Annotated in this window: 13 protein-coding genes; 11 read left to right on the top strand and 2 right to left on the bottom strand. The window is 67.5% G+C overall.

Annotation, left to right across the window (positions count from 1 at the left end; genetic code table 11):
• Nucleotides 1–139: 139 nt before the first annotated feature.
• Together AC3RCC_RS21870 and AC3RCC_RS21875 are read right to left on the bottom strand one after the other, a co-directional pair.
• On the bottom strand, nt 140–748 hold the full coding sequence (locus AC3RCC_RS21870; protein WP_291638333.1) for a hypothetical protein: 609 nt from the start codon (nt 746–748) through the stop codon (nt 140–142).
• The gene (locus AC3RCC_RS21875) at nt 745–1,254 is read right to left on the bottom strand and encodes an invasion associated locus B family protein (RefSeq protein ID WP_365877702.1); all 510 of its coding nucleotides are present in this window, start codon (nt 1,252–1,254) and stop codon (nt 745–747) included. The genes AC3RCC_RS21870 and AC3RCC_RS21875 overlap by 4 nt, the downstream gene beginning before the upstream one ends.
• A 361-nt stretch (nt 1,255–1,615) precedes the next feature.
• Here AC3RCC_RS21875 and coxB point away from each other — a divergent pair, with 361 nt between their 5' ends.
• The 11 genes from coxB to AC3RCC_RS21930 all read left to right on the top strand — a co-directional run bounded on the left by coxB (nt 1,616) and on the right by AC3RCC_RS21930 (nt 11,624).
• Nucleotides 1,616–2,497 (top strand): cytochrome c oxidase subunit II, encoded by an 882-nt coding sequence (coxB, locus tag AC3RCC_RS21880; RefSeq protein ID WP_465247144.1) that lies wholly within the window; start codon nt 1,616–1,618, stop codon nt 2,495–2,497.
• Between the two features lie 53 nt (nt 2,498–2,550).
• Complete coding sequence (gene ctaD / locus AC3RCC_RS21885; RefSeq protein ID WP_291638335.1) at nt 2,551–4,185, top strand: cytochrome c oxidase subunit I; 1,635 nt, start codon at nt 2,551–2,553, stop codon at nt 4,183–4,185.
• A gap of 154 nt (nt 4,186–4,339) precedes the next feature.
• Nucleotides 4,340–5,296, top strand: a complete 957-nt coding sequence (locus tag AC3RCC_RS21890) for a heme o synthase (protein WP_291638336.1) — start codon at nt 4,340–4,342, stop codon at nt 5,294–5,296.
• Nucleotides 5,293–5,484, top strand: a complete 192-nt coding sequence (locus AC3RCC_RS21895) for a cytochrome c oxidase system small membrane protein (RefSeq protein WP_291638337.1) — start codon at nt 5,293–5,295, stop codon at nt 5,482–5,484. Before AC3RCC_RS21890 ends, AC3RCC_RS21895 begins: the two co-directional genes overlap by 4 nt.
• A 4-nt stretch (nt 5,485–5,488) precedes the next feature.
• A complete protein-coding gene (locus AC3RCC_RS21900) occupies nt 5,489–6,070 on the top strand; it encodes a cytochrome c oxidase assembly protein (RefSeq protein ID WP_291638338.1) in 582 nt (193 codons plus the stop codon).
• A 48-nt stretch (nt 6,071–6,118) separates the two neighbouring features.
• Nucleotides 6,119–6,976: a cytochrome c oxidase subunit 3 gene (locus tag AC3RCC_RS21905; protein WP_291638339.1), complete on the top strand. Its 858-nt coding sequence runs from the start codon at nt 6,119–6,121 to the stop codon at nt 6,974–6,976.
• 72 nt (nt 6,977–7,048) lie between these two features.
• Complete coding sequence (locus AC3RCC_RS21910; RefSeq protein WP_291638340.1) at nt 7,049–7,423, top strand: DUF983 domain-containing protein; 375 nt, start codon at nt 7,049–7,051, stop codon at nt 7,421–7,423.
• The gene (locus AC3RCC_RS21915) at nt 7,420–8,187 is read left to right on the top strand and encodes an SURF1 family protein (protein ID WP_492256577.1); all 768 of its coding nucleotides are present in this window, start codon (nt 7,420–7,422) and stop codon (nt 8,185–8,187) included. The genes AC3RCC_RS21910 and AC3RCC_RS21915 overlap by 4 nt, the downstream gene beginning before the upstream one ends.
• 82 nt (nt 8,188–8,269) lie before the next feature.
• A complete protein-coding gene (gene thrC, locus AC3RCC_RS21920; protein WP_492256578.1) occupies nt 8,270–9,685 on the top strand; it encodes a threonine synthase in 1,416 nt (471 codons plus the stop codon).
• A 122-nt stretch (nt 9,686–9,807) separates the two neighbouring features.
• Entirely contained in the window at nt 9,808–11,028 is a 1,221-nt protein-coding gene (locus AC3RCC_RS21925; RefSeq protein ID WP_492258814.1) for a M16 family metallopeptidase, read from the top strand.
• A gap of 5 nt (nt 11,029–11,033) precedes the next feature.
• On the top strand, nt 11,034–11,624 hold the full coding sequence (locus AC3RCC_RS21930; RefSeq protein WP_291638344.1) for a GNAT family N-acetyltransferase: 591 nt from the start codon (nt 11,034–11,036) through the stop codon (nt 11,622–11,624).
• The last annotated feature ends 74 nt before the right edge of the window (nt 11,625–11,698 follow it).

Genomic DNA, 11,698 nt, shown 5'->3' on the forward strand with positions numbered 1-11,698 from the left:
TGCCGCCCTGTCCACGGCCGCCTTCGCAGGCACGGCGACGACCACCAACAAATCGGGCCGGAAGTGGCTTTCCACCTCCGGCCCGATGCTTGAAAACTAAGGAAATCGCGATTTCGCGCCCAGCCGGACGCGCGGCGATCTAGCGGCGACGGCGACGCGCGGGATCGGCCCCGCCCGTGCCGAGCGAAACGACGATCTCGGTTTCACCAGAGCCCGCCGGCACGACGATATTGTCCTCGACATGCGTGAAGTCGGCGCCGGTCTGGCTGGAGGAGAGCGTCGCACCGACACGCGAGGCACGCCGGGCCAGGACCTGGCCATTGCGGATCACCTGCGTCGTCAAGGTGGCGCTGTGGCTGCCCGAACCGCCGGCCGGCCCGGCCAGCACACGCCCCTCGACCCCGACCTTGAGGGTGAAGCCGCCACCCGGCCCGGTGGCCTTGCATTCGCGAGCGACCGTCTGGATCGAGATCTGATGGCGCAGGCTCCCGCTGTCGGGCCCCGACTGGGCCCGGATCGCCGCCCCGCCTTCGGCGATGATCACGCTCGGGCAGATCAACTCTTCCTCGGGATCCTTGGGCAACTGGTCGACGGGCGGCGGCGTCGTCGACTGGAAAACGATGATGTTGCCGAATTTCTGCATCGCGCTCGGCCCGCCGGTGGAGCTCGACGAGCCGCAACCGGCGAGCGCGCCGGCGAGCACAGGCATAATGAGCCAGGCCTTGCGGCCGGTAAGCATATCAATCACGGCAAGGCCTCCACGCCGGGGCCGAATCCATTCAGCGAAACCGGAATGCCGACCCCTTCCTCCGGCGTCTGGAACACGATGAATGTCGCGCTCTTGCCGCCCTTGAGCTGGCCGAGCAGCGTATCGTCCATCACCACCTCGGCGACGCAGCCGGTGGTCAGGCACCGCACGAAGCCGGCGCGGCCGATATCCTTGTCATCGATCTTGAGGCCGAGGCCGGAGGGCAGCAGCACGCCGAGCGGCGCCACGACGCGCAGCAGACGGCTCTTCTGATCGGCCGTCTTGAGCACGATCGCCAGCAAGGTCAGATTCGGCCTGTCCTCGGCGGCGACGTTCTGAACCAGCGCGCATTGCTCGGTCTTGGCGCCGGGGGGCACCTCGCAACGCATCTGCCAATCGCCATGCGTGGAGCGCACCGCGCCCTGCGCCTGGGCCGGCTGCGCCGCGGCGCAGAGCCAGCCGGCGACCGCCAGGGCTGCTGCGGCGGGGCCAAAAAGATGGCGCATCCCTGTCATTCCTCTCTGTCGGGCGCCGCGCGCGAGCGGCGGCGGGGGCCGGGAGTTCTCTCCAGTCGAGACCTGCGTTGGGACCATGTGGCCCCTTTTCTGTCAAGACGAAGCATGCCCGCGGCCGACCTGCCGCATGGGCAACCATCGGCCAGGTGCGGCTCATGCCGCTCCTCCTCGCGTGCTTATGCCGCACGGCCCTTGCGCCAGCCTATCATTGCCCCACTGGCGCAAGCGTGATCTTTGATTTATCGCAATGCCGAAGAACGAAAGTCAGCCTGCGAGGGCTGGCTGGACGCGTGCAAGCCGACCCAGGCGGAACCGGGGGCCGGCGCGGCATCACAGGAGCTATGTCGGACCGATGCGATTTGTGACCTCGACCCTCAGGGACGCCGCCGCGGCTGCCGCCGCGACGTTGATCGCGTTCTTCCCGGCCGCCGCATCGGCCCAGAACGGCATGCCGCAGCCCTGGCAGATGAATCTTCAGCCCGCAGCGACCGAAGTCGCGACCTTCATCCACTGGTTCCACGACTGGATTAACATCCTGATCGTCGCCATTTCGGTCTTCGTCCTGGCGCTGATCGTCTATGTCGCCTACCGCTTCAACGAGCGCCGTAACCCGGTGCCGGCGAAGACCACGCACCACGCCCTGCTCGAGGTCGCCTGGACGATCATCCCCGTCCTGATCCTGGTCGTCGTCGCGATTCCCTCCTTCCGCCTGCTCAAGCTGCAGCTCGAAGTGCCGAAGGCCGACATCACCGTGAAGGTGACCGGCAAGCAGTGGTACTGGTCCTATGAGTATCCGCAGGAAGGCGGCGCCTTCGGCTTCGATTCGCTGATGCTCGACGAGAAGCAGCGCGCCGAGGCGATCAGCTCGAAGAAGATCGCCGCGGCCGAGGCTCCGCGCCTGCTCGCCGTCGACAACGAGGCGGTGGTTCCGGTCGGCAAGATCGTGCGCGTGCAGGTCACCGCCGCCGACGTCATCCACAAGTTCACGGTTCCCGCTTTCGGCGTGAAGATCGACGCCATCCCCGGCCGCCTCAACGAAACCTGGTTCCGGGCCGACCGCGAAGGTATCTTCTACGGCCAGTGCTCGTTCATCTGCGGGCAGAACCACGCCTATATGCCGATCGCCTTCCGGGTCGTCAGCGCCGAGCGCTATGCCGCGTGGCTCGCGGAATCGAAGCAGAAATTCGCCAATGCGGCCGATGCCGCCGGCAAGGTCGCTGAAGCGACCCGTTGAACCCGATTGACTTGAACTCACGCGAACCGACTTCGCAGGAGGAGACGAACCTCATGGCCACCTCGGCTCCCCACGCCCAGGGTTACGGGCACGACGACGCCCACGCACACGCCCATCCGACCGGATGGCGGCGCTGGCTGCTCTCGACCAACCACAAGGACATCGGCACGCTCTACCTGATCTTCTCGGTGATCGCGGGCCTGATCGGCGGCTTCCTGTCGATCATGATGCGCATCGAGTTGCAGGAGCCGGGGCTGCAGATCTTCGCCAACGGCCAGAGCTACAACGTCTTCGTCACGGGCCACGGCCTGATCATGATCTTCTTCATGGTCATGCCCGCGGTCATCGGCGGCTTCGGCAACTGGTTCGTGCCGCTGATGATCGGCGCGCCGGACATGGCCTTCCCGCGGATGAACAACATCTCCTTCTGGCTCACCGTCTCCGGCCTGGTGCTGCTGCTGATCTCGCTGTTCACCGAAGGCGCTCCCGGCTCCAAGGGCCCCGGCACGGGCTGGACGGTCTATCCGCCCTTCTCCTCGGCCGGCCATCCGGGCCCGGCCGTCGACTTCGCGATCCTGGCGCTCCACCTCGCCGGCGCGGCCTCGATCCTCGGCGCGATCAACTTCATCACCACGATCCTGAACATGCGCGCGCCCGGCATGACCATGCACAAGATGCCGCTGTTCGCCTGGGGCGTGCTGGTCACCGCCTTCCTGCTGCTGCTCTCGCTCCCGGTCCTCGCCGGCGCGATCACCATGCTGCTCACCGACCGCAATTTCGGCACGACCTTCTATGATCCGGCCGGCGGCGGCGACCCGGTGCTCTACCAGCACCTGTTCTGGTTCTTCGGCCATCCCGAAGTCTACATCATGATCCTGCCGGCCTTCGGCATCATCAGCCACATCATCTCGACCTTCTCGAAGAAGCCGATCTTCGGCTATCTCGGCATGGCCTACGCCATGGTCGCGATCGGCGTCGTCGGCTTCATCGTCTGGGCCCACCACATGTACACGGTCGGCCTGTCGCTCAACACGCAGCGCTATTTCGTCTTCGCGACGATGGTCATCGCGGTGCCGACGGGCGTGAAGATCTTCTCGTGGATCGCGACGATGTGGGGCGGCTCGCTGCGCTTCACCGCGCCGATGATCTGGGCGATCGGCTTCATCTTCCTGTTCACGGTCGGCGGCGTCACCGGCGTCGTGCTGGCCAATGCCGGCCTCGATCGCTCGCTGCACGCCACCTATTACGTCGTCGCGCACTTCCACTACGTGCTGTCGCTCGGCGCCGTGTTCGGCATCTTCGCGGGCTTCTACTACTGGTTCCCGAAGATGAGCGGCTATGTGATCCCCGACTGGATCGGCCGCCTGCACTTCTGGATCGCCTTCATCGGTGCGAACCTGCTGTTCTTCCCGCAGCACTTCCTCGGGATCGCCGGCATGCCGCGCCATTATGTCGACTATCCCGACGCCTTCGCCGGCTGGCATTTCTGGTCGTCGATCGGCTCCTACATCTTCGCCGCCGGCCTGCTGGTCTGGATCTACGGCGTGATCGTCGCCTTCACCAGGAAGGAACTGGCCGGCGACAATCCGTGGGGCGAAGGTGCGACGACGCTGGAGTGGACCCTGTCCTCGCCGCCTCCGTTCCACCAGTTCGAGACCCTGCCGCGCATCGCCGGCTCCGACCACTGAGAATAAAGCGGCGGCGGGGCCAGCCCCGCCGCCGCCCATCTCCCGAGAGCCTGGAAGCGGGCTTTCCGGAGGCGGGCGGCGCCCAGCCACCGGAGTTCATTATAAATCACGGCCCACTTCGGGCCCCTTTAGACGAGACGAAGACCAAGTACCGATGTCTGCTGCGTTCGATCAGATCGCCCCGCACCGTGACGGCGCCGTTCCGACCTCCACCGGGGAGGCCGGCGACTATTTCGCGCTGCTGAAGCCGCGCGTGATGTTCCTCGTCATCGTGACCGCGCTCGGCGGCATGGTGGCCGCTCCCGGCGCGATCAACCCGGTCATCGGCTTTGCCGCCCTGCTCGCGATCTCGGTCGGGGCCGGTGCTTCCGGCGCGCTCAACATGTGGTGGGACGCCGATATCGACGCGGTGATGACGCGCACCGCGCAGCGACCGATTCCGGCCGGGCGGATCCAGGCCAAGGAAGCGCTCGCCTTCGGCCTCGTGCTGTCGATCGGCTCGGTGCTGGTGCTCGGCCTCGTCGCCAACCTGCTCTCGGCGGCGATGCTCGCCTTCACGATCTTCTTTTACGCCGTCGTCTATTCGATGTGGCTGAAGCGGGCGACGCCGCAGAACATCGTCATCGGCGGTGCCGCCGGCGCCTTCCCGCCGATGATCGGCGAAGCCGTGGTGACCGGCGATTTCGGCCTGACCTCGATCGTGCTCTTCGCGATCATCTTCCTGTGGACGCCGCCGCATTTCTGGGCCCTGGCGCTGGTCAAGTCCGGCGACTATGCCCGCGCCGGCATCCCGATGCTGCCCAATGTCGCCGGCCCGGCCGCGACGCGGCGGCAGATCGTCGCCTACACCTTCGTGCTGGCCCCGGTCGCCGTGCTACCGGCGCTGATGGGCTTCGGTGGCGCGATCTATCTCCTGGTCTCGGTCGTGACCGGACTGATGATGATCGCGCTGTCTCTGCGCGTGCTGAAGGTCACCGAGGGCGAGGCGGCCTATAAGGCGGCCTACCAGCTCTTCGGCTTCTCGATCCTCTATCTCTTCCTGCTCTTCGCCGTGCTTCTGGCCGAGAACGGACTCGGCCTGATGTGGGCCCTGCCCAAGGTGCTGGGATGAGCGAGAACCCGCAGCGCCAGGACGCACCGCCCCAGCCCGCACCGCCGGCCGCCTTCTCGCCGGAGGACATGGCCCGGCGCAGGCGCCGTTCGATCGCGCTCGCCCTGGTCCTGGCGGGTCTGGTCCTGTTCTTCTTCGTGGTGACGCTGGCCAAGACCGGGCCGGCGATCCTCAACCGTCCGCTGTGACGCGATGACCGCCGCATCCGCCAAGAATCGCCGCATCGTGCTGATCTGCAGCACCGTCGCGCTCGGCATGACCGGGCTGTCCTTCGCCGCCGTGCCGCTCTACGACATGTTCTGCCGGGCGACGGGCTTCGGCGGCACGCCCCTGGTCGGCACGACCGGCGCCAGCCGCGTCATCGACCGCACGATCGCGGTGCGCTTCGACGCCAATGTCTCGCCGGCTCTGGGCTGGCGCTTCGAGGCCGAGCGGACCGAGATTACCGCCCGCATCGGCGAGACGCAGACGGTGTTCTACAAGATCACCAACACCTCCTCGCGGCCCGTCACCGGGATCGCGACCTATAATGTCCAGCCTTCCCAGGCTGCGGCGCATTTCGTCAAGATCCAGTGCTTCTGCTTCACGGAGAACACGCTGCAGCCCGGCGAGAGCATCGAGGCGCCGGTCGTGTTCTACATCGACCCTGAAATCGAGGGGAACCGCGAGCTCGCGAGCCTGAAATCAATCACCCTGTCGTACACCTACTTCCCGTCGAAATCCGGACAACCGGTCGCGGAAAGCAAGGGTGACGCAGCCAAATCAAGCCTATAAGCAGCAAGCCAGCGCGCTGCACTTCTATCGGACGCGGAGACGACCACGATGGCCGAGGCCCATACCAAGAACCACGACTACCACCTCGTCGATCCGAGCCCGTGGCCGCTGGTCGGCGCCACCTCCGCCACCATCATGGCGATCGGCGCCGTGATGTGGATGAAGCACATGCCGGTCGCCGGCATGCAGCTCGGCCCGCTGGTCTTCGGCGCCGGTGTTCTGGGCGTGCTCTACACCATGCTCGCCTGGTGGATGGACGTGGTCCGCGAGGCCGAGCATGAGGGCCACCATACCCGCGTCGTCCAGATCCATCACCGCTACGGCATGCTGATGTTCATCGCCTCCGAGGTGATGTTCTTCGTCGCCTGGTTCTGGGCCTTCTTCGACGCCAGCCTGTTCACCGGCGAGACCATCCAATACGCCCGCGCCGAGTTCACCGGCGGCCACTGGCCGCCGAAGGGCATCGAGACCTTCGATCCCTGGCATCTGCCGCTGCTCAACACGCTGATCCTCTTGACCTCGGGCACCACCGTGACCTGGGCGCATTATGCGCTGATCAAGAATGATCGCGCCGGGCTGAAGCAGGCGCTGTGGCTGACCCTGATCCTCGGCGGCATGTTCACGATCGTCCAGGCCTATGAGTACTCGCACGCCACCTTCGCGTTCAGCGGCCACATCTATGGCGCGACCTTCTACATGGCGACCGGCTTCCACGGCTTCCATGTGCTGATCGGCACGATCTTCCTGGCGATCTGCCTCTACCGGGTCTATCTCGGCCACTTCAAGCCGAACCAGCATCTCGGCTTCGAGTTCGCCGCCTGGTACTGGCACTTCGTCGACGTGGTCTGGCTGTTCCTGTTCGCCGCGATCTATGTCTGGGGCGCCGGCGCGCCGGCTGCCCACTGAAGCGGGACCGATCGCGGTCGCAGAATCGAGGGGCGGCCGCCAGGCCGCCCCTTTGCATTTGAGGAGAAGCGCATGACAACGCCGCCAGCCAGCCTGCCCTCGCCCTATTCGACCGGCCTCGGCGGCCGTTGCCCGCGCTGCGGCGAAGGCAAGCTCTTCGACGGCTATCTGAAGCTGCGCCCGCGCTGCGCCGCCTGCGGCCTCGATTACGCCTTCGCCGATTCAGCCGACGGGCCGGCCGTATTCATCATGCTGGTCGCCGGCTTCTTCGTGCTCGGCCTCGCGCTCTATGTCGAGATCGCCTACGAGCCGCCGATCTGGCTGCATCTCACGCTCTGGCTGCCGCTGGCGCTCATCACCTGTCTCGGCCTGCTGCGGCCGATGAAGGGGCTGGCGGTCGCACTGCAATATGTGAACCGGGCACAGGAAGGCAGGATAAGGAAGTGAACGCCGCGCCCCCTTCCACTCCAGCCCGCCCGAAACTCCTCCTGCCGGCCTTGCTGACCGTCATCGGTGTCGGGGTGCTCTGCACGCTCGGCACCTGGCAGCTCCAGCGCATGACCGAGAAACACGGCTTCATCGAGCGGCTCGAGACCCAGGCGAAGGGCCCTGCCTCCGCCCTGCCGCCCTCAAGCAAGTGGGCGAGCCTCGACCCAGCGCAGCTCGACCTGCAACGCGTCGAGGCCAGGGGCACCTACCTGGAAGACGGCATCGCCGGCGTGCGCACCACCATCGCAGCCGGCCCGCCGGGCACGCGCCAGCTCTCCGGCTTCGGCCGCTGGGTGTTCCAGGGCTTTCGCCTCGAGGACGGAGCGACCATCCTGGTCAATCGCGGTTTCGTGCCCGAGGCGCTCTACGGCGCCATGAAGCCGGCCAGCGGCCCTGTGACCGTCTCCGGCTTCCTGCGCGCACCGGAGGCCCGCAACAGCTTCACCCCCGCGGACCTGCCCGGCAAGCGCGAGTTCTACACCCGCGATCCCGAGGCGATCGCCGCCTCGCTCGGCCTGCCGGGCGCACCGTTCTATCTCGAGGCGGAACGCAGCGGCGACGGCATGACCCCACCCGCCGGCGTCGACGTCAGGGAACTGATCGCCCGCATACCCGACAACCACCTGCAATATGCGCTCACCTGGTTCGGGCTGGCGCTGACCCTGATCGGCGTGTTCGGCGCCTATGCCCTCCAGGCGAGGCGGATGCGCACCGACGCGTGAACCCAGCCGGACCTGTCCTTTGGTTTTGCCCTCCCCCGCCAACGGGCCTATAGGATCAGGACAAACTCGAAACGGAACCGCCGTGCTGCATATCTCTACCCGGGGCGATGCGCCCTCGCTCTCCTTCGCCGACGCGCTGCTCGCCGGGCTCGCCCGCGATGGCGGCCTGTACCTGCCGCAAGCCCTGCCGCAGCTCTCGACGACCGAGATTGCCGGCCTCGCCGGCAAACCCTATGCGGCGGTAGCCGAGCAGATCGTCGGCGCACTCGCCGATGGCGACATCGAGGGCGGCGCGCTGAAGACGATGATCGGCGAGGCCTATGCCAGCTTCCGGCACCCGGCCGTCTGCCCGCTGGTCCAGCTCGGCGACAACCTGTTCTCGCTCGAGCTCTTCCACGGCCCGACCCTCGCCTTCAAGGACGTGGCGATGCAGTTGCTCGGGCGGCTGATGGACCATGTCCTCGCCCAGCGCGGCGAGCGCGCCACCATTGTCGGCGCCACCTCCGGCGACACCGGCGGCGCCGCGATCGACGCCTTCAAGGGGCTGGAACGGGTCGACATCTTCATTCTCTACCCCGAGGGCCGCGTCTCGGACGTGCAGCGCCGGCAGATGACCACTGTCGAGGCCGGAAACGTCCACGCCATCGCGGTCGAGGGCACCTTCGACGACTGCCAGAACCTGGTGAAGGCGCTGTTCAACCATCACCGTTTCCGCGACGAGCTGCGCCTCTCCGGCGTCAACTCGATCAACTGGGCCCGGATAGCCGCGCAGGTGGTCTACTATTTCACGGCGGCGAGCGCGCTCGGCAGCCCGCACCGGCCGGTCTCCTTCGCAGTGCCGACCGGCAATTTCGGCGACATCCTCGCCGGCTGGATCGCCAAGCGCATGGGCCTGCCGATCGGGCGGCTGGCGATCGGCACCAACAGCAACGACATCCTGGCGCGCACGCTCGAAACCGGCGTCTACGAGATGCGTGGCGTCGCCGCCACGACCTCGCCCTCGATGGACATCCAGATCTCCTCGAATTTCGAGCGGCTGCTGTTCGAGGCGCATGACCGGGACAGCGCCGCCGTGCGCCGGCTGATGCAGTCACTCCAGCAATCCGGGCGCTTCGAGATCGCGGCCGGCCCGCTCGCGCGCATCCGCGCCGATTTCGACGCCGTCGCGATCGACGAGGCTGCCGTCGCGGCCGAGATCGGCACGACCTGGCGCGATGCCGGCTATCTGCTCGACCCGCACAGCGCGATCGGCGTGCGCGCTGCACGCGCAGCGCTGAAGGCCGACCCGGCGACGCCGGTGGTCGCGCTCGGCACCGCCCACCCGGCCAAGTTCCCCGCCGCCGTCGAGGCGGCGTGCGGCGTGCGGCCGGCACTGCCGGCCCATCTCGCCGACCTGATGGAGCGCAAGGAACGCTCGAGCCTGCTGCCCAACGACCAGGGCAAGCTGGAACGCTTCATCGCCGAGCGGGCAAGGGCCGTGCGGAGCGCCGCCGCATGAGCAAACTCAACGCCAGGGCCGGCAAGCCCAAGCCCGCCAAGCGCGAGGAACGGGCGCTCGCGCACGATCCCGCGGTCAGCCTGACGACCCTGCCTTCCGGGCTGCGTATCGTCTCCGAACATATGGCGCATGCCGCGACGGTGTCGCTCGGCATCTGGATCGGCGCCGGCTCGCGCGACGAGCTGCCGCATGAGCACGGCCTCGCTCATCTGCTCGAGCACATGGCGTTCAAGGGCACGGCGCGACGCTCGGCCCGGCAGATCGCCGAGGAGATCGAGAGCGTCGGCGGCGACCTCAATGCGGCGACATCCGTCGAGTACACCTGCTACACGGCGCGCGTCCTCGGCCAGGACCTGGCGCTGGCCGTCGACATCCTCGCCGATATCCTGACCGCCCCGGCCCTGACCGAGGAAGAGTTGGCGCGCGAGAAGGGCGTCATCCTGCAGGAGATCGGCGCCGTTCAGGATACGCCGGACGATCTCGTCTACGACCGTTTCCTCCAGGCCGCCTTCCCCGACCAGCCGCTCGGCCGACCGATCCTCGGCACGGCGCAGACCGTGAACAGCTTCACCCCGGAAGCGATCCGCGCCTATCTCTCGCGGAATTACCATGCCGGCAACATGGTGCTGGCCGCGGCCGGCGCCGTCGACCATGCGGAGCTGGTCGCCCTTGCCGAAAAGGCCCTGGCCCCGCTACCGCTGCGACCGTCAGTCCCGCCGCCGGCACGCGACCTTGCAGTCTATCGTGGCGGCGAAGCTCGCATCGACGGCGACGAGGAGCAGGTCCATGTCGTGCTCGGCTTCCCCGGCAAGCCGTTCGAGGATGGCGCGCACTATCCGCTTCAGATTTTCTCTGCCGTGCTCGGCGGCGGCCTGTCGTCGCGGCTCTTCCAGGAGGTGCGCGAGCGGCGCGGCCTCGCTTATGCGGTCGACTCCTTCCACTGGCCATTCTCCGATTGCGGCGTTTTCGGCATCAGCGCCGGCACGGCGCCTGAGGATGTCGGCGAGCTCGTCGATGTCGCCTTCGACTGCCTCCGACAGGCCGTGCAGGATGTCAGCGAAGTCGAAATGGCGCGGGCGCGGGCGCAGATGAAGGTCGGCCTGCTGGCCTCGCTCGAGAGCCCCGGCGGCAAGCTCGAGCAGATGGCGCGGCAGGTGCTGGTCTTCGGCCGCGCCATCCCGCGCGAGGAGCTGGCGCGCCGGCTCGATGCGGTCAGCCTCGATGATGTGCGCGCCGCCGGCCGCAGCCTGCTCGAGGGCCACGCCACCGTCGCCGCCATCGGCCCGCTCGACGATCTGGCGCCGGCGGAAGCCCTGCGCGCCGCGCTCGCACGCCCGGCCTGACTGCCATGGCCCTGTTCCGTTTCGCGACCGACCCGCCGACGCGGCCGCTGATCCGGACACAAAATCTCGTATTGCGCCCTCCGCACGCCAATGACTTCGCCGCCTGGGCGGCGCTACGGCGGGAGAGCCGCGATTTCCTGACGCCGTGGGAGCCGGTCTGGAGCGAGGACGACCTCACCCGCAACGCCTTCCGGCTGCGGGTGAAGCGGGCCGCCCGCGAAGTCGCCTCCGACGAGGCCTATTGCCTGTTCGTCCTCGATGCCCGCACGGAAACGCTGCTCGGTGGGCTGACGCTCGGCCTGGTCAGACGCGGCGTCGCGCAGGCCTGCACGCTCGGCTACTGGATGGGCGAGCGGCATGCGGGCAAGGGCCATATGACGGAGGCGGTCCGCGGCGCGCTCGCCTTCGCCTTCTCGGAACTCGCGCTGCACCGGGTCGAGGCGGCCTGCCTGCCGCACAATACACCGTCGCGCCGGCTGCTCGAGCGCGTCGGCTTCCAGCCCGAAGGCGAGGCGCGCGGCTATCTGCGGATCAACGGCGTCTGGGCCGACCACCTGCTCTATGGGATGCTTGCCGCCGACCTCCGCAAGGGGTGAGGAAGAGTGGGAAGGCCGCCTTGCCCTCGCCACGCCCGGCCGATACGACTGACCCGACAAATTTTAAACATTCA

It is taken from the genome of Allobosea sp. GW823-FHT01F03 (assembly GCF_058798075.1).